Annotated in this window: 18 protein-coding genes; 12 read left to right on the top strand and 6 right to left on the bottom strand. The window is 67.2% G+C overall.

From position 1 onward, the window contains the following. The first annotated feature begins 110 nt into the window (after positions 1–110). The 4 genes from ACNO8X_RS25710 to ACNO8X_RS25695 all read left to right on the top strand — a co-directional run bounded on the left by ACNO8X_RS25710 (position 111) and on the right by ACNO8X_RS25695 (position 3,390). Complete coding sequence (locus ACNO8X_RS25710) at positions 111–908, top strand: (2Z,6E)-farnesyl diphosphate synthase (protein WP_071289767.1); 798 nt, start codon at positions 111–113, stop codon at positions 906–908. 21 nt (positions 909–929) lie between these two features. Beyond that, on the top strand, positions 930–2,294 hold the full coding sequence (locus ACNO8X_RS25705; protein WP_418003290.1) for a hypothetical protein: 1,365 nt from the start codon (positions 930–932) through the stop codon (positions 2,292–2,294). Between the two features lie 129 nt (positions 2,295–2,423). After that, positions 2,424–2,843 carry a hypothetical protein gene (locus ACNO8X_RS25700; RefSeq protein WP_418003289.1) on the top strand — a complete coding sequence of 140 codons (420 nt, stop codon included), beginning with the start codon at positions 2,424–2,426 and terminating at the stop codon, positions 2,841–2,843. Positions 2,844–2,988: 145 nt separating this feature from the next. Beyond that, positions 2,989–3,390 carry a hypothetical protein gene (locus tag ACNO8X_RS25695; protein WP_418003288.1) on the top strand — a complete coding sequence of 134 codons (402 nt, stop codon included), beginning with the start codon at positions 2,989–2,991 and terminating at the stop codon, positions 3,388–3,390. A gap of 62 nt (positions 3,391–3,452) precedes the next feature. Here the strand turns inward: ACNO8X_RS25695 and coaA are convergent, their stop codons facing one another. Then, positions 3,453–4,391 carry a type I pantothenate kinase gene (gene coaA, locus ACNO8X_RS25690; protein ID WP_133763418.1) on the bottom strand — a complete coding sequence of 313 codons (939 nt, stop codon included), beginning with the start codon at positions 4,389–4,391 and terminating at the stop codon, positions 3,453–3,455. A gap of 62 nt (positions 4,392–4,453) precedes the next feature. Here coaA and ACNO8X_RS25685 point away from each other — a divergent pair, with 62 nt between their 5' ends. The 7 genes from ACNO8X_RS25685 (at position 4,454) to ACNO8X_RS25655 (ending at position 11,867) form a co-directional block, all read left to right on the top strand. Next, positions 4,454–5,686, top strand: coding sequence for a DUF885 domain-containing protein (locus tag ACNO8X_RS25685; RefSeq protein ID WP_418003287.1), 1,233 nt, complete (start codon positions 4,454–4,456; stop codon positions 5,684–5,686). 6 nt (positions 5,687–5,692) lie between these two features. Beyond that, positions 5,693–6,154 (top strand): hypothetical protein, encoded by a 462-nt coding sequence (locus ACNO8X_RS25680; protein ID WP_418003286.1) that lies wholly within the window; start codon positions 5,693–5,695, stop codon positions 6,152–6,154. A 46-nt stretch (positions 6,155–6,200) separates the two neighbouring features. After that, positions 6,201–7,673, top strand: coding sequence for a glycine hydroxymethyltransferase (locus ACNO8X_RS25675; RefSeq protein ID WP_418003285.1), 1,473 nt, complete (start codon positions 6,201–6,203; stop codon positions 7,671–7,673). Positions 7,674–7,854: 181 nt separating this feature from the next. Next, the gene (locus ACNO8X_RS25670) at positions 7,855–8,517 is read left to right on the top strand and encodes a DUF4190 domain-containing protein (RefSeq protein ID WP_418003284.1); all 663 of its coding nucleotides are present in this window, start codon (positions 7,855–7,857) and stop codon (positions 8,515–8,517) included. 62 nt (positions 8,518–8,579) lie between these two features. Continuing rightward, positions 8,580–9,401, top strand: a complete 822-nt coding sequence (locus tag ACNO8X_RS25665) for an acyl-ACP desaturase (RefSeq protein ID WP_043984703.1) — start codon at positions 8,580–8,582, stop codon at positions 9,399–9,401. 189 nt (positions 9,402–9,590) lie between these two features. Then, positions 9,591–10,904: a PhoH family protein gene (locus ACNO8X_RS25660; protein WP_043395757.1), complete on the top strand. Its 1,314-nt coding sequence runs from the start codon at positions 9,591–9,593 to the stop codon at positions 10,902–10,904. 87 nt (positions 10,905–10,991) lie between these two features. Then, positions 10,992–11,867, top strand: coding sequence for a polysaccharide deacetylase family protein (locus tag ACNO8X_RS25655; RefSeq protein ID WP_418003283.1), 876 nt, complete (start codon positions 10,992–10,994; stop codon positions 11,865–11,867). A gap of 378 nt (positions 11,868–12,245) precedes the next feature. On the opposite strand, the gene ACNO8X_RS25650 is transcribed toward ACNO8X_RS25655, so the two are convergent. The 3 genes from ACNO8X_RS25650 to glpX form a co-directional block, all read right to left on the bottom strand. Beyond that, positions 12,246–12,605: a hypothetical protein gene (locus tag ACNO8X_RS25650; protein WP_418003282.1), complete on the bottom strand. Its 360-nt coding sequence runs from the start codon at positions 12,603–12,605 to the stop codon at positions 12,246–12,248. Between the two features lie 174 nt (positions 12,606–12,779). Continuing rightward, positions 12,780–14,186 (bottom strand): class II fumarate hydratase, encoded by a 1,407-nt coding sequence (locus ACNO8X_RS25645; protein WP_418003281.1) that lies wholly within the window; start codon positions 14,184–14,186, stop codon positions 12,780–12,782. Positions 14,187–14,215: 29 nt separating this feature from the next. Further along, on the bottom strand, positions 14,216–15,244 hold the full coding sequence (glpX, locus tag ACNO8X_RS25640) for a class II fructose-bisphosphatase (RefSeq protein WP_418003280.1): 1,029 nt from the start codon (positions 15,242–15,244) through the stop codon (positions 14,216–14,218). A gap of 54 nt (positions 15,245–15,298) precedes the next feature. Here glpX and ACNO8X_RS25635 point away from each other — a divergent pair, with 54 nt between their 5' ends. Then, complete coding sequence (locus tag ACNO8X_RS25635) at positions 15,299–15,997, top strand: DUF4245 domain-containing protein (protein WP_418003279.1); 699 nt, start codon at positions 15,299–15,301, stop codon at positions 15,995–15,997. On the opposite strand, the gene ACNO8X_RS25630 is transcribed toward ACNO8X_RS25635, so the two are convergent. Beyond that, positions 15,924–17,153 (bottom strand): AI-2E family transporter, encoded by a 1,230-nt coding sequence (locus ACNO8X_RS25630; protein ID WP_418003278.1) that lies wholly within the window; start codon positions 17,151–17,153, stop codon positions 15,924–15,926. The two genes, ACNO8X_RS25635 and ACNO8X_RS25630, sit on opposite strands and share 74 nt — an antisense overlap. A gap of 32 nt (positions 17,154–17,185) precedes the next feature. Further along, positions 17,186–17,950: an SDR family NAD(P)-dependent oxidoreductase gene (locus ACNO8X_RS25625; protein WP_418003277.1), complete on the bottom strand. Its 765-nt coding sequence runs from the start codon at positions 17,948–17,950 to the stop codon at positions 17,186–17,188. Positions 17,951–17,978 lie beyond the last annotated feature (28 nt).

The following is a 17,978-nucleotide window of genomic DNA, read 5'->3' as shown; positions in this document are numbered from 1 at the left end:
CGGCGCATCGGCCGCTTCGGTGGCAGCCGGATCTGTATTGCTCGGAGCGGTCAACGTTCCTCCACTAACAGCCATGGGATACCCAGAAGTCCACAGTAGTCTGGTTTCTCGTGGACATCATTCCTCCGCGCCTCAAGGAACCGGCGTACCGGCTCTATGAGCTGCGGCTCCGTCAAGAGCTGACGGCCTCGAAAGCGCAACTGCCACGCCATATTGCGGTGCTGTGCGACGGGAACCGGCGCTGGGCACGTGAGGCAGGTCACGACGACGTCAGCTACGGCTACCGCATGGGCGCCGCCAAGATCGCCGAAGTGCTGCGCTGGTGCCAGCAGGCCGGCATCGAGATGGCGACGATCTATCTGCTCTCGACCGAGAACCTGCAGCGTGACCCGCATGAGCTGGCGCCGCTGATCGAGATCATCACCGACGTCGTCGAAGAGATCTGCGCGCCCGACAAGCACTGGACCGTCCGCACCGTCGGTGACCTCGAACTGCTCGGTGAGGAACCGGCCAAGCGACTGCGCGACGCGGTGGAGTCGACGACCGAGCGCACCGACGCCGGCTCGTTCCACGTCAACGTCGCCGTCGGTTACGGCGGTCGGCAGGAGATCGCCGACGCGGTACGCACCCTGCTGAGCAAGGAACTCGCCAACGGTGCGACGGCAGAAGAACTCATCGAGGCCGTGACCGTCGACGGCATCTCGGAGAACCTGTACACCTCGGGCCAGCCGGACCCCGACCTCGTCATCCGGACCTCGGGGGAGCAGCGGCTCAGCGGGTTCCTGTTGTGGCAGAGCGCCTATTCGGAGATGTGGTTCACCGACGCGCACTGGCCGGCGTTCCGGCGAGTGGACTTCCTGCGTGCCCTGCGCGACTACACGCTGCGGAACCGCCGCTACGGAAAATAGCGTTCGTGCCAAACTGAAGACATGGCTGCGCTGTCGGCAGTGGTCTTCGCCCTGAGCTGGTGGCTCGGGCTGTATCTGTTGGCGCGGGATCCCCGCAAGCCCATCTTGGCGTGGTCCGCGGTCGGGTTGTGCAGCTTCGCCGTGGTGGTCGCCGTCGACGCGATCCGGCTGGGCAGCGGTGCACCCACTGGTCTGCTCAGTCACGTCGAGGCGTACCTGGCCGTGCTGCCGGGCATCGCCTGGCTCACCGTGCTGCTCGAGTTGTCCCGGCCGGTCGATTCGACACGGAGCCGGCGGGGCTTCTTTGTGGTGGCGGCGGTGGCCGTCATCGCGTTGGTGGGGGCCGGGATATCCGGTGGCGTGCACCCGCCGCTGCGGCCCGGGCACTGGGTCATGGTCGGCGCCATCGCCTTGTCGGCGTTCGGCGCCCTGGTGCTGGCGGTGCGACGGCTGCGCCGTGGCGCGTCGTCGCGCAAGATCGTCCCGGCGGTGGTGGCGGCGACCGTCTTCTTCGGGCTCGGCAATGCGATTCTGCTGATCCCGCTGGGGCTCCTGCCGAGTTGGGTGGTGCTGGCCTCGGCCGCTTTCGACGTGCTGCTGCTAGGTATCGCGGTGGCGTGGTGGGACGCGTTCGACGAGGGGCAGGCCCTGCGCGCGGGCATGCGCCGCTCACTGGTCGGCAGCATGGCGGTGTCGGTGCTGTTCGGCGGGCAGGTGCTGATCGGTCTGGCGGTCACCGGTGAGCATGTGGCGTTGATGGTGTTGTTGTTCACCAGCCTCGCGGTGGCGATTGCGATCAACGTGCTGGCCGACCCGTTGTCGGGGCTGCTGGACCGGCTGGCGTTCGCCCGCGAACCGGACCTGCGGGCCGACCGCGCCGCACTGCGTCGCACCGAGGCGGCGCTGCCACTGCGCGCCACCAATCCGCTGGACCACGTCGATGACGAGACTTTCGTCCGCCTGACCCGACGCGCCCTCGGCCACTACGCCGACCTCTCGAAGCTCGTCGCATCGCCGCTGACGACCCTGCCGGTGATCGACGACCGGCTGGCCCGGCGCGGCGCACCCGACCAGCCGCTGGAGCGCGCCAACGAACTCAAGGATTTGCTGGCCGATCGAATCTCGGCGCTCAAGCCGCGCGACGCCGGCGACTTCGGCACCACCGAGCAGTGGCGCCACTACAACTCGCTGTACTTCCCGTACGTCGTCGGCGTCCGGGCCTACGCACAGAACGCCACCGCCTCCGGGCTGGACCCGGTGGCGCGCCAGGCCTGGCAGTGGTTCGTCACCGAGGTGCCGCAGCGGTCGCTGCACAATTGGCAGAACGCGGCCGCCCGGGTGATCGCCGCCGACTTGCGCGGTACCCCGGTATCAACGTCGAGTTAGGCCCTTCAGGGCGCTGACCTGCGGTTGGCAGTGCCTGGCAGTATTCGGCAGCGTTTGGTGCAGACCGGGCAGCACGGTCCGGGCAGTGTCATGGGTGTCCCCACACCGGCACCGCAAGGAGCGACCGCCATGACCGCCATCAACCCAGGACTTCACACCCGACCACTGTCCGACAGTTCCGATTCCCTGCTCCGTTTCGCCCTCCGGGTCGACGGCACGCTGTGCTCGCTGACCGGCCTGCTGATGGCTTTCACCGCTGATCCGTTGTCCCGGTTGTCGGGGCTGTCGGCGACGTCCGAATGGATCATCGGCGCCGTGTTGGTCGTTTGGGGGTTTGCTCTGTACGTCCTAGCCGCGGTACCCCGGATTCGGCGCGTCGGGACCGGCGTGCTGATCGGCAACCTGGTCGGCACCGTCGCGGTGCTCGGGGCGCTGGCCTCGGGGGTGCTCCCGCTGACCGCGGCAGGCAACGTCCTGGTGCTGGCGATCATGGCCGTCGGCCTGGGCTGCGCCTGGCTGCAATACCTCGGAGTGCGTCGTCTGGCGTGACTCCCTCCCCGCCGTGCGGGGGCGTCACTGAAAGAGGTTGCAGTCGACGTCCCCGCACCGGCCTTCCCAGCGATTTCGGCGTGATTCGTAGCGATCACCGCGACAAATCACGCCGAAATCACCCTCTCCAACGAAAGGAAAATCCATGACCACCATCACCTCGCCCGTCCGCGTACGATCCGACCGCCTGCTTCGTCTGGCCCTCCGGGCCGATGCGCTTATCAGCGGCGCCGCCGGCGTCATCCTGGCGGCCGCGGCCGGCGCCGTGGCGGCGGAGTCGGGTATCCCGCAGTCGGCCGTCTACGTGTTGGCCGCGGTCCTCGTCGGCTACGGCGCCGTCGTCTACGGGTTGTCGACCATGGCGGCGGTGCGCCGTCCCGGCATCGCCGTCGCGATCGCCAACGTGGTCTTCACCATCGCCGCGATACTGGCCATCGTCGACGACATCTGGCCACTGACGACGACGGGCGTGGCCATGATGGTCGTCAGCGCCGTCTACACGCTGGCGATGGCCGAGCTCCAATACCAGGGCGTTCGCCGCGCCTGACTCCCAGCGATTTGTGCACGATCTTCCGCGCCTGCCGCGGAAGATCGTGCACAAATCACTGTCTAGAGCTTGCGGAGGCGCAGCCGGTTGATGGCGTGGTCGGCGTCTTTGCGCAGCACCAGGGTGGCGCGCGGCCGGGTCGGCAGGATGTTGTGGATCAGGTTGGGCAGGTTGATCGACTGCCAGATATCGCGGGCGGCGAAGATCGCCTGCTCGTCGGTCAGTGTCGAGTAGTGGTGGAAGTGCGACTGCGGATTGGCGAACGCGCCGGCGCGCATGGCCAGGAACCGCGACACGTACCACTGCTCGATGTCTTCGATCCGGGCGTCGACGTACACCGAGAAGTCGAACAGGTCCGAGATCATCAGGGCCGGCCCGGTCTGCAGGACGTTGAGTCCCTCGATGATCAGGATGTCGGGATGCCGGACGACGACCTTCTCGCCGGGCACGATGTCGTAGATCAGGTGCGAGTACACCGGGGCGGACGCCTGATCGGCGCCCGACTTGACCGCGGTGACGAAGCGCATCAGCGCACGACGGTCATAACTTTCCGGAAAACCCTTGCGGTGCATGATCTTTCGGCGCATCAGCTCGGCGTTCGGGTACAGGAAGCCGTCGGTGGTCACCAGGTCGACGCGCGGGTGGTGGCCGAACCGGGCGAGCAGCGCCTGCAGCACACGGGCGGTGGTCGACTTGCCGACGGCGACGCTGCCGGCCACGCCGATGATGAACGGCACCGGCCGGTCCGGGCTCTGTTGTGGCTCGCCGAGGAACTCGGAGGTGGCCGCGAAGAGGCGCTGCCGGGCGGCGACCTGCAGGTGGATCAGACGGGCCAGCGGCAGATAGACCTCTTCGACTTCGAGCAGGTCGAGTTGCTCGCCCATACCGCGCAGACCCAGCAGTTCATGAGCAGTGAGTTTCAGGGGAGTCGCCATACGCAGTGCGCGCCATTGGCGCCTGTCGAACTCGACGTAGGGACTCGGCTCGCTCGGCCGCGGCATGCGCCCAGTCTTGCAGTAATTGCCGCGCGGTGAACGCGGGGGTACCGGCTAACGTGGCGGATATGAGCACTCGGCATATCCCGATGCCGGTTACCGATACCGCCGCCGACGGCCTGATCCGCGAATATCTGCTGCTCGGTCTGCGGTTCGACCGCATCGAGGAGGGCTACGTCGACTCGTTCACCGGGGACCCCGCGCTGCGGGCCGCGGTCGCCGACGAGGCGGCACCGGACCCCGCGGCGCTGGCCCGGCAGGCGCGCCGCTTGCACGGCGAGGTCGACGGTTCCGGCCTGAACCCGCAGCGTGCGGACTATCTCAAGGCCCATCTGCGGGCCCTGGACTGTGCGGGGCGCAAGTTCGCGGGGGAGGACGTCGGCTTCGTCGACGAGGTCCGCGACTACTTCGACGTCTCGATCGCCAAAGGCGACGAGGACCGGTACCGCGAGGCGCACCGCGCGCTGGACGAGGCGCTGGGCGGCAGCGGCCCGCTGGTCGAGCGCATGCAGGCCCACCGATCCGGCGAGGAGATTCCGCCCGAGCGGCTCGAGGAGTGCATCTACGCGTTCTCCTCTGCGCTGCGGGACCGTGTCCGGGCGGACTTCCCGCTGCCCGACACCGAGACGATCAACTACGAGATCGTCACCGACAAGCCGTGGTCGGGCTTCAACTACTACGAGGGCAATTTCCGGTCGACTGTCGCGGTCAACGCAGACCTCAAGCAGCAGATGTCGAACCTGCCGCGGCTGGTGGCGCACGAGTCGTACCCGGGTCACCACACCGAGCACTGCCGCAAGGAAGCCGGCCTCGTCGAGCTGGGCGGTCAGGCCGAGCAGACGATCTTCCTGGTCAACACCCCGCAGTGCCTGATGGCGGAGGGCCTGGCGGACCTGGCGTTGCACGCGGCGGTGCCCGACAACTGGGGCAGTTGGGCCGCCGAAATCTACGCCGACCTGGGCCTGCGCTTCGACGGTGAACGCGCCGAGGCGATCTCCGCGGCGAGTGCCGCGCTGGCCGACGTGCGTCAGGACGCCGCGCTGATGCTGCACGACGAACACCGCGACGCCGACGAGGTCGTCGCCTTCCTGCAGCGCTGGCTGCTGACCAGCCCGGAGCGGGCGCGGCAGTCCATGCGGTTCCTGTCGTCGCCGCTGTGGCGCGCGTACACGTCGACGTATGTCGAGGGTTACCGCCTGCTGCGGGGCTGGCTCGACGCCCGCCCCGACGATGTCAGCCTCACCGCCCGGTTCGGCCGACTCCTCGATGAGCCGCTGATCCCGTCTGCTCTGCGGAACTAGGGTCGAATGACGTCCACCCTGCGGCGGGACGCCGCCGGCCAGGCCATGTCGCTCAACGTCCTGTTGGTGGTGTGGATGGCGATCGGGCGGGGATTGTTCGTGCCGCTGGGCTGGATAGCGCTGTTCACGGTCTTCTTCTCGCCTGTGCTGCTGGCGTCTCTGTCGGCCACCACCCGGATGATTCGCCGGCTGCCCGGGTGGGACCTCACAGTCGGGCAGACGCGCGCCCAGGTCGCCGTGTGGTCGGCGATGTTCGGCTTCGGGTTGTTCGCTCCCGATGGCGGTGACGGTCCTACCTATCCGTCGATCCTGATGAAACTGCTCGGTGAGCCGTCCTGGTCGGAAACAGTGAGCGGGCTGCTCTGGTGGGGCTGCATCATCGCTGGGCCGGTCGCGTGGTGCGTGCTGTTCTCCAAGCTCACCAAAGGTCTCGCCGCTGTGCAGCCGCCGTACCCGCCCACGGGCTAGCCATCCTGGGGCAGGAGCGCAGAGACCAGCGCACTATTCTGAACGCATGACCGCAGACGCTTCCGTGTCCAAGTCCGGCCTGGGTGCCGGCTACGCCGCCACCGCCAGCGAGGCCTATCAGGCGGCGCTGCGGGTCATCGAGCAGGTCGAGCCCCGCATTGCCGCGGCGACCCGGAAAGAGCTTGAGGATCAACGCAGTTCGCTGAAGCTGATCGCCAGCGAGAACTACGCGTCGCCCGCCGTGCTGCTGACCATGGGCACCTGGTTCTCCGACAAGTACGCCGAGGGCACCGTCGGGCACCGGTTCTACGCCGCATGCCAGAACGTCGACACCGTCGAGGCGCTGGCCGCCGAGCACGCCCGTGAGCTGTTCGGCGCCCCGTACGCCTACGCGCAGCCGCACTCGGGTATCGACGCCAACCTGGTCGCGTTCTGGGCCATTCTAGCCACCCGCATCGAGGCCCCCGGCCTCGCCGAGCTGGGCGCCAAGCACGTCAACGACCTGTCCGAGGCGGACTGGGAGAAGCTGCGCAGCAAGCTGGGCAACCAGCGCCTGCTGGGCATGTCGCTGGACACCGGCGGCCACCTCACCCACGGTTTCCGCCCGAACATCTCGGGCAAGATGTTCCACCAGCGCAGCTACGGCACCGATGCGCAGACCGGCCTCATCGACTACGACGCCGTCGCCGCTGCCGCCCGCGAGTTCAAGCCGCTGGTACTGGTCGCCGGCTACTCGGCCTACCCGCGCCGCGTGAACTTCGCCAAGATGCGCGAGATCGCCGACGAGGTCGGCGCCACCCTGATGGTCGACATGGCGCACTTCGCCGGTCTGGTCGCGGGCAAGGTGTTCACCGGCGACGAGAACCCGGTGCCGCACGCCCACGTCACCACCACGACGACGCACAAGTCGCTGCGCGGTCCGCGCGGTGGCCTGGTGCTGGCGACCGACGAATACGCCCCGGCCGTCGACAAGGGCTGCCCGATGGTGCTCGGCGGCCCGCTGTCGCACGTGATGGCCGCCAAGGCCGTCGCGCTGGCCGAGGCCCGCCAGCCCGAGTTCCAGACCTACGCCCAGAACGTCGCCGACAACGCCAAGTCGCTGGCTGACGGCTTCCTCAAGCGTGGCGCGACGCTGGTCACCGGCGGCACCGACAACCACCTGGTGCTGCTGGACGTGCAGTCCTTCGGGCTCACGGGCCGGCAGGCCGAGTCCGCGCTGCTGGACGCCGGTGTGGTCACCAACCGCAACTCGATCCCGAACGACCCGAACGGCGCCTGGTACTCCAGTGGCATCCGCTTCGGCACCCCGGCACTGACCACGCGTGGCTTCGGCGCCGACGAGTTCGACAAGGTCGCCGAGCTGGTGGTCGATGTGCTGTCGAACACCCAGCCGACCGCGGCGTCGAATGGCCCGTCCAAGGCCAAGTACACGCTGGCCGACGGCACCGCCGACCGCGTCCGCGCGGCCTCGGCCGAGATGCTGGACGCCAACCCGCTGTACCCGGGTCTGACGCTCTGAGTTTGCGCCGAACGTGGGGCCTGTGACCGCAGAAATCGCGAGATTGCGGTCACAGGCCCCACGTTTGCTTGCGCTGGCTAACATTTGCTCTTGAGAATCGGCCCTCCGCGGCTCCATATCGGCTAGCGTCCTCAGCGGACACGCGCCACGCAGTGTCGCTGGCACTGAAGGGGGTCTGGCATTGGCTTTCTTGTTTCCCGTCGTCATTCTGCTCGTGCTCGTCGGGGTCGTTGTACTCGCCATGGGGCCCGGGCGAAAAGAACTCCCACCGACCGCGCAGGCAAAGCCCATAGGTCCTTTCGTCGTCCTCGCTGTGTTGTCGATTCCGGGGGCCGTCGCCGTCATCGCCGGCATCAACTCGATAGCCAGCCACGGCGGCTATGCGATGCGGACCCGGGGTAACGCGATCGCCATCGTGATCGGTGTGGTCTTGGTCGTCGGTTCGTTCGTGGCGTTGATCCGCCGCGCCGGCTACAACGGGGCGGTCCGGCGCGCGCAGGCAAGGGTCGCCATTGCGGCCCCGCTCGGGTACACCCCCGAAGGCCAACCCATCTATCCGGTCGTCGGCTATACGCCGGACGGCAGCCCGGTCACCGCTGACAGGGCGCCGGGAGTTCGGGTGCCCGGTGCTGCAGGTACGAACGGGCTGGCGACGGCCGCGCTGATCTGTGCCTTCTTCGTTCCGGTGGTGGGCGCGATTCTCGGCTTCGTCGCGCGATCCCAGATCGCCAGGACGGGCCAGGACGGTAGTGGTCTGGCCCTGGCGGCGATCATCATCGGGGTCGTCCTGACGATCGCCAACGTGGTGTTCGTCCTCGTGATGCTCAAAGGCCTCCACGGCTGAAGGTGCGTTTTCTCGGCGAGGCTGATTTCAAAAACATGTGAACTCGGGTTACAGTTACTTTCATGGCTGCGAAACCCGTTGCGAACGCGCTGACCCTTGAGCTCGATCCCGTCGTGGGCCACGAGCTGTCCCGGCACCTCGGGACCGAGGAAGCCTGGTACGCCCACGACTACGTGCCGTTCGAGCAGGGCGAGAACTTCGCATTCCTCGGTGGCACCGACTGGGATGCCTCGAGCGTCACGCTGCCCAAGCCGGTCACCGATGCGCTGGAAATCCTGCTCATCACCAAGGACAACCTCGCGGGCTACCACCGTGAGCTGGTCGAGCACTTCATCCTCGAAGACAAGTGGGGCCGCTGGCTGGGCCGCTGGACCGCCGAGGAGCACCTGCACGCCATCGCGCTGCGCAACTACCTCGTGGTGTGCCGCGAGATCGACCCGACGGCTAACGAGGACGTCCGCGTCGCGCACGCCATGAAGGGCTACCGGGCCGACAAGTTCAGCCAGATCGAGACGCTGGTCTTCATGGCGTTCTTCGAGCGTGCGCACGCCGTCTTCACCCGCAATCTGCAGGCCCAGATCGAGGAGCCCGTGCTCGCCGCCATGGCCGGCCGCATCGCGCGTGACGAAGAGCGGCACGAGGAGTTCTTCGCGAACCTGGTCACCCACCTGCTCGAGACGCACCGCGACGAGACCATCGCCGCCATCGCCGCCCGGGCTGCGGGCATCGAGGTCATCGGCGCCGATATCGACGCCTACCAGGACAAAGTCCAGGTGGTTGCCGACGCCGGCATCTTCGACGCCGCGGCGCTGCGTACGGTCATCTCCGACCGCATCAAGGCGTGGGGCCTGGGCGACGAACCGTCGCTCGCTCAGTTCATCTAGACGTCACAAAACAGTCACGGCGCGCCGTCAGCGTGGGGCGGTAGCCGGGAGTAGCGTCGCCGGTGATGGCTAGCGAACTGCTCTGCTATCCGGGCGGTACCCGATTAGAGATTGGGACCGGCCCCGGTCCAGGTACCGCTGCGTCCACCGAAGTACTCGTGTGGGGCCGCACGGGCCGAGGAGCGCCACGTGTCTGATTCGCAGGTCCGTACCTATGTGCTCGATACCTCCGTGCTGTTGTCCGATCCTTGGGCTTGCACGCGTTTCGCCGAGCACGAAGTGGTTGTCCCCCTGGTGGTCATCAGCGAGCTGGAAGGTAAACGCCATCACCACGAACTGGGATGGTTCGCCCGGCAGGCGCTGCGCATGTTCGACGACCTGCGTTTGGAGCACGGACGGCTGGATCAACCGATTCCCGTTGGGACACAAGGTGGTTCGCTCCAGGTTGAGCTGAACCACGTCGACCAGTCGGTGCTGCCCTCCGGCTTCCGCACCGACACCAACGACCACCGCATACTGGCCTGCGCCGCCAACCTTGCCGCCGAAGGCAAGCGAGTCACGTTGGTCAGCAAGGACATTCCGCTGCGGGTCAAGGCCGGTGCGGTGGGTCTGATCGCCGACGAATACCACGCGCAGGATGTCATCACCTCGGGCTGGACAGGCATGACCGAGATGGATGCCGCGCCGGACGACATCGACACGCTGTTCGCCGACGGCGAGGTCGACATTCTCGAGGCTCGGGATCTGCCGTGCCACACCGGGATTCGGTTGCTCGGCGGCACCTCGCACGCGCTCGGCCGGGTCAATGCCGAGAAGCGGGTGCAGCTGGTCCGTGGTGATCGCGAAGTGTTCGGCCTCCGGGGAAGGTCAGCCGAACAACGCGTCGCCCTCGATCTGCTGCTCGACGAATCCGTCGGCATCGTCTCACTCGGCGGCAAGGCCGGCACCGGCAAGTCGGCGCTGGCGCTGTGCGCCGGCCTGGAGGCGGTGCTCGAGCGCCGCACCCAGCGCAAGGTCGTGGTGTTCCGCCCGCTGTATGCCGTTGGCGGACAAGACCTTGGCTACCTGCCGGGCAGCGAGAGCGAGAAGATGGGCCCGTGGGCGCAGGCCGTCTTCGACACTCTGGAAGGACTGGCCAGCCCCGCCGTGCTCGAAGAGGTGCTGTCCCGCGGAATGCTGGAAGTGTTGCCGCTCACGCACATTCGCGGTCGCTCGCTGCACGACTCATTCGTCATCGTCGACGAGGCGCAGTCGCTGGAGCGCAACGTGCTGCTGACGGTGCTGTCGCGCCTCGGCAGCGGTTCGCGGGTGGTGCTCACGCACGACGTCGCCCAGCGCGACAACCTGCGCGTCGGCCGGCACGACGGTGTCGCCGCGGTGATCGAGAAGCTCAAGGGCCACCCGCTGTTCGCGCACATCACCCTGATGCGCAGCGAACGGTCGCCGATCGCCGCGCTGGTCACCGAGATGCTCGAGGAGATCAGCCCCGGCACCCTGCCGTGACCTGACCTACCGCCGCGATTTGTGCACGATTTTCCGCGCTGAGCACGGGTTTTCGTGCACAAATCGCGGCGTCGGTAAGGTGATTGGGTGCCAAGACGACGCGAAAACAAGGCCTGGTCCTACTGGCGGACCGTGCTCGGCGTCTGCGCCGGCGTGACGATCGTCGTGGTCGGGTGCCAGACCGGAAATGTCGCCAAGGCCGACGAAGTCGACTGCAGCAAGTACAAGTGCATCGCGCTGACCTTCGACGACGGTCCCAGCCCGTACACCGACCGGCTGCTGAAAATCCTGCAGGACAACGACGCCAAGGCGACGTTCTTCGAGATCGGCAACAAGGTCGCCGCCAACCCGGCCGGCGCCAAGCGCGTCGTCGACGCCGGGATGGAACTCGGTCAGCACACGTGGGAACACCCCAACATGACGACCATCCCGCCGGAGGACATCCCGGCCCAGTTCAGCAAGGCCAGTGACGCCATCGAGAAGGCCACCGGGCAGCGGCCGAAGCTGGTCCGCACCGCGGGCGGCCTGATCAACGACCAGGTGCTCGCCGAGGCCAAGAAGCAGGGCCTGGCCGACATCAACTGGGACGTCATCCCTTTCGACTGGGCCAATGACTCCAACACCGCGGCCACCCGCTACATGCTGATGACGCAGATCAAACCAGGCGCTGTCGTCCTTTTTCATGACACCTACTCGTCGACAGTCGATCTGGTTCAGCAGTTCATCCCGGTGCTCAAGGCCAACGGCTACCACCTGGTGACGGTCAGCCACCTGGTCGGCCATCGCGAGCCGGGCACCAGCTACGGCAGCCGCGACAACGGCCCGCCGGTCAACGGGCTCACCGACATTCCGCCGGCGGAGATTCCGACGCTGCCCAACACGCCGTCGCCGCCGCCGATGCCGAACATCCCGATCACGGACATCCCGGGCGCCAACTCCGGCGGCTCGAACAACGGCCAGTAGTTCCGCCGAGCGGCTTCCTCAGGGGTCGGTGCTCCGACGACAAACCCAAAATCATCTGATTTGCGTGTTCGCGACGGATCCGTGGGTGAGTTGCCGACGTTTGCGACCATCGGAAGTCCGTGGCTTCAATTGCGGGGCAGGTGCGGCTGCGGTGATTGAACCCAGGTACTTTTTCCGGCGCCAGGAAGTCCCTGCGTTCAATCAACGCCGGCACATTGCCACCGCGATTGAGTTCACGGACTTCCTCGCCCGCTCCGGCACCGCGCCGCGCCGGCACATTGTTGTGCCACGATCGAGAACATCAATCGGTTGACGAGCCCGTCAGGCCCGACCCGTCCGTTGTCACCACCGCGTCAAACCACGACTCGCGAGGGAACGCTAGGCAGTGGGGAAGCGGTCGGCGATCGCGTCGACCATGGCGATGATGTCGGCCATCCTCGAACGCAGCACCTCGAGATGCTTGTCGGCGCCCTGTTTTGCCGCCCGGCGCTCCGTCGCCGCCAGCTGCAGATTCAGCTCGCCCAGCTCTTCTTCGAGCAGTTCGATGAACAGCCTGGCCTGCAGCACATCGGCATTCCGTTGCCCCGGTGAGGTCGTCACCAGTTTGAGGACATCGGTCTGGGGCCGCGGCAGCGGTTCGCCGGCATGCGTGTGCGGCATGTGGTAGCGCCCGTGTGTCATGCACGGGACGGCGTCCAGCCGGGTACCTCGATACGAATCACTGAGGTCGGCCGCCATTGCAACACGATCGCAAATACACGGTCGAATCCCGTTTCCCGGCAGTATCTGTCCAGTAAGGAGCTGTTCACATTGGCTTCACCCAGGTTGTGAGAAGGCCCCTGCCGAACAGACGCGAAAACCCCCAAAATCGGATGATTTTTGGGGGTTTTGACGTCTGCTCGCGCAGAAAAGTTACTCGCCGTCCTTGACCTTCGCCATGGCCAGCACGTCGAGGCGCTTGTCCAGCTCGGCCTCGGAGAGGTTGTCGCCGATCAGGCCGCGGTCGATGACCGTCTGCCGGATGGTCTTCTTCTCCTTGAGGGCTTCCTTGGCCACCTTGGCGGCTTCTTCGTAGCCGATGGCCGAGTTCAGCGGCGTCACGATCGACGGCGACGACTCCGCCAGCGTGCGCAGGTGGTCCTCGTTGGCGACGAGGCCGTCGATGCACTTGGACGCGAACAGCCGGGACACGTTGGACAGCAGCGTGAAGGACTCCAGCACGTTGCGGGCCATCATCGGGATGTACACGTTCAGCTCGAAGGCACCGGACAGGCCGCCGACGGTGACCGCCGCGTCGTTGCCGATGACCTGCGCGGCCACCTGGGTAACCGCTTCGGGCAGAACGGGATTCACCTTGCCCGGCATGATCGAGCTACCCGGCTGCAGGTCCGGCAGCTGGATTTCGCCGAGGCCGGTCAGCGGGCCCGAGCCCATCCAGCGCACGTCGTTGGCGATCTTGGTCAGCGACACTGCGATGGTCTTCAGTGCGCCGGAGGCCTCGACGAGTCCGTCGCGGGCGGCCTGCGCCTCGAAAGAGTCTGTGGCGGTGCGCAGTTCGGCGATGCCGGTCTGGTTCACGAGCACCTCGACGACCCTGGCGCCGAAGCCGTCGGGGGCGTTCAGGCCGGTGCCGACGGCGGTGCCGCCGATGGCCAGCTCACCCAATCGCGGAAGACACGCGCGCACCCGTTCAATCCCGGCCTCCACCTGACGGGCGTAACCGCCGAACTCCTGGCCCAGGGTGACGGGCACCGCGTCCATGAGATGGGTGCGGCCGGACTTGACGACGGTGCGCCACGCGCGGGCCTTGTTGGCCAGCGACTCGTGCAGCACCTCGAGCGCCGGGATCAGGTGGCGCACAGCGGCTTCCGTCGCCGCGATGTGCGTGGCGGTGGGGAAGGTGTCGTTGGAGCTCTGCGACATGTTGACGTGGTCGTTGGGGTGGACCTCGACGCCGTTGCGGCCCGCGATCGAGGCGATGACCTCGTTGGCGTTCATGTTCGAGCTGGTGCCCGAGCCGGTCTGGAACACGTCGATGGGGAACTGGTCGTCTTGCAGACCGTCGGCGATCTCACCGGCTGCGGCGATGATGGCGTCGGCCTTGTCTGCGGCCAGCAGACCCAGGTCCTTGTTGACCTGCGCGCAGGCGCCCTTCAGCAGGCCGAGCGCGCGGATCTGAGTGCGCTCCAGGCCGCGGAACGAGATCGGGAAGTTCTCGACCGCTCGTTGCGTCTGTGCGCGCCACAGGGCGTTGACCGGAACCCGGACCTCGCCCATGGTGTCGTGTTCGATCCGGTACTCGACATCGTTGTCGGACATGTGCTCCCTTTGGTTGAGGTGAACGGAATTTACGGCAGGGGGTGTGCGGCGGAGAGGTCCCCGGTGAAGTCCACCGCGGAGTACTCGTTGAGCTTGGAGAGCCGGTGGTAGGCCTCGATCATTCGGACGGTGCCGGACTTCGAGCGCATCACGATCGACTGGGTGGTGCAACCGCCGGCGAAGTAACGCACACCGTTGAGCAGGTCGCCGTCGGTGACGCCGGTGGCGCAGAAGAAGACGTTGTCGCCGGCGACCAGGTCTTCGGTGGTCAGTACCCGGTCCAGGTCATAGCCGCGGTCCAGGGCCTGCTGCCGCTCGTCGTCGTCGGTCGGGGCGAGGACGGCCTGGATCGCGCCGCCCATGCAGCGGATGGCGGCCGCGGCGATGATGCCCTCCGGGGTGCCGCCGATGCCGGCCAGGATGTCGGTCCCGGACTCGGGGCGGCAGGCGGAGATGGCGCCGGCGACGTCGCCGTCGGAGATCAGCCGGATGCGGGCGCCGGCCTCGCGGACCTCGCTGATCAGTTGGGCGTGGCGGGGCCGGTCCAGGATGCACACCGTGACATCGGCCACAGATTCGTTGCGCCGCTTGGCGACCCGGCGGATGTTCTCACCGATGGGCACGGTGATGTCGATGACGTCGGCCGCATCGGGGCCGACGGCGATCTTGTTCATGTAGAAGACGGCCGACGGGTCGAACATGGTGCCGCGCTCGGAGACTGCCAGCACCGAGATGGCGTTGGGCATGCCCTTGCTCATCAGGGTGGTGCCGTCGACCGGGTCGACGGCGAAGTCGCAGTCGGGGCCGTCGCCGTTGCCGACCTCTTCGCCGTTGTAGAGCATCGGGGCGTGGTCTTTCTCGCCCTCGCCGATGACCACGACGCCGCGCATCGAGACTGAATTGACCAGTTCACGCATGGCGTCGACGGCCGCACCGTCACCGCCTTCCTTGTCGCCGCGGCCGACCCAGCGGCCGGCGGCCATGGCCCCGGCTTCAGTGACCCGGACGAGTTCAAGTGCGAGGTTGCGGTCTGGGGCTTCCCGGCGCGAAGGCGTCATGCGCAGATTGTCCCATTAGCCGGTGCGCGTCGGGGAGCTGGGATACTGAGCACCGTGACGTCATCATCCCCGGAACCTGAGGGCCAGCCGCTCCCCGCACCCGAGGTGGTCGCCGAGGGCCAGTCGGTGCCGGTGCCGCGCCCGGCGAAGGACCGGCTGCTGCAGGACGGCCGGGACATGTTCTGGTCGATCGCCCCGCTGGTCGTGGCATGTATCGCGCTGGCCGGGATGCTCGGGATGTGCTCGTTCGCACCGCAAGGGCCGGGTAAGGGTCCGGCGCCGCAGTACGACGCCCCGGCCGCCCTCAAGGCCGACGCAGCGGCGCTGCACATCCCGATCCGCGTGCCCGAGCTGCCGTCCGGGTGGCATGCCAATTCCGGGTCCCGCGGCAGCATCGAGGCGGGTCGCATCGATCCCGTCACCAAGCAGCCCACGCGGGCGCTGACGTCGAAGGTGGGTTATCTGACCGCCGCCGGCATGTTCGTGGCGCTGACGCAGAGCAATGCCGATGAGGACAAGCTGGTCGCCTCGATCCACACCGGCATGTACCCGACCGGTGCCCAGGACCTGGGCGGCGTGCACTGGGTGGTCTACGAGGGTGCGGGCGAAGACCAGCAGGGCACCGAACCGATCTGGACCGCCAAGCTCGACGGGCCGACCGGCCCGGCTCAGGTGGCGGTCAGTGGGTCGGCGGGGCCGGTGGACTATCGGACACTCGCGGAGGCGACGCAGCAGGCACAGCCACTGCGGTAGCCGGTTGCGATCGGCGCATTCGGGCCCACAGTGCGGCGCTCAGCCGGGACAGGCGTCCCGGTGCCCGGGGTTCGTCGGGTTCCGGTTCGCTCAGCGGAACACCTTTGTACACAGCGAGATACACGCTGATCGTGGTGACGACAACGATCATCAGCACTGGGCCGATCACCAGGCCCAGGAAACCGAACATCGCGATCCCGGAGAACACCGACAGCAGCATCAGCGCGGAATCCAGCCGGGCCGCGCGGGGTACCAGGATCGGCCGGAGCACGTTGTCGATGTTCGTGACCACCAGGATGTGGAAGGCGATGACGAACAGTCCGCCGCCGACATTGCCGAACAACGCCAGGCCGATGCCGAACGGGATGCTGACGATGCCGCCGCCCAGCGGGATCACCGACAGGGCACTCAGCAGGATCGCGAAGATGAAGAAACCGTCGTGGAATCCGGCGATATAGATCGAAATCGCGCCTGCCACACCCTGAGCCAGGGCGATGACGAACTGGCCGAGGACCGTCCCGCGCACCATGGCGCCCATCTTGGCCAGGTACAGGTCGGTGACCTCTTCGCCGAGCGGATTGAGCCGCCGGATCAGCAGGACCACCTCGTCACCGTTGACCAGTAGCGAGATGAACACGTACAGGAAGATCACCGCACCAGCCAGCGCGCCGAACAGTCCGCCCGCCGCGTCCTGCAGCACGTTCAGGCCCCATGCGCCGGCGCGCTGCGCGAACGTGATGATCCATTTCTGGAGCGATTCGCTCGTCAGCGTCACGTCGTGCAGATACGGGATTCGTGCCAGCAGGTCGTTGACGGCCTGTAGTGAGCGGGTGCCCAGCGCGCCCATGTCGGTGCGGCTCACCCAGTCCGACACATTGCGGATCATGCTGCTGATCTGAACGATGCCGATGGCGACGGCCCCACTGATCGGCACGACCACCACGACCAGCGCGGCAAGCAGGGTCAGGGTGGCCGACAGTCCGGTGCGCAGCCGCGTCGTCAGCCGGCGGAACAGCGGGTTGAACAGGTAGGCCACCACTCCGGCGACCACGACCAGCATGAACTGGCCCCGCAGGAAATACGCGCCGAATCCGACCGCGACGACCGTTGCGACGGCGAGCGCCCGCTTCTGGGTGATCGTGAATTCGGTGTCCATGCGGGTGATTCTGTCGGATTTGTCGCCGATCGCTACCCGGATGTCAGCTTCAGCAGGTGGCTCATGATGTCGGGGTAGCGCTTGAGGTGCGCGCCGCCGTTGAGGTCGAGCACCTCGCCCGTCATCCACGACGCCTGCTCCGAGCACAGGAACAACACGGCGTTCGCGATGTCTTCGGGGGTACCGGCGCGTCCCAGCGCGGTGTTCTCCACGTACTCGTCGACGACGCCGGGGATCAGTGCCGCGCCCTCGGTCAGTGGGGTGGCCACAAAGCCGGGGGCGACGGCGTTGACGCGAATTCCCTTGGGGCCCAACTCCAATGCGGCCACCTCGGTCAGCATCGACAGGCCGGCTTTGGCGGCGCTGTAGGCGCTCATGCCGATGGCCGGCTGGCGGCCGTTGAGCGACGAGATGCACACCAGTGACCCGCCTTCGCGGAGCCGGCGTCCGGCGTATTTGGCGACGATGAACGAGCCCGTCAGGCAGCAGTCGACGACGGCCCGGAAATCTTCGACCGGCATGTCGACGATGAGTCCGAAGGTCGAGAATCCGGCACAGCTGACGATGGCGTCGAGCGCACCGGCCTGCTCGAAGACGGCCGCGACGGAGGCTTCGTCGGTCACCTCGACGACGACCGACGTGTGCGGTGCGCCGAGCTCGGTGGCGCGGGCTTCGGCGAGTTCGGCGTTCCGGTCGGCGATGGTGACGCGGTAGCCCTGCGCGGCCAGGCCTTGGGCGGTGGCCCAGCCGATACCGGATGCCCCACCGACGACGAGGGCGTTGCGCTGTGTGCTCACTGGGTTCTCCTGGGCCGAGGCGATCGCG

This window comes from Mycobacterium sp. PDNC021, assembly GCF_048282635.1.
Taxonomy (GTDB): Bacteria; Actinomycetota; Actinomycetes; order Mycobacteriales; family Mycobacteriaceae; genus Mycobacterium; species Mycobacterium llatzerense.
Note: the sequence above shows the minus strand (reverse complement) of the source record. Positions and strands in the feature narration are given on the sequence as shown.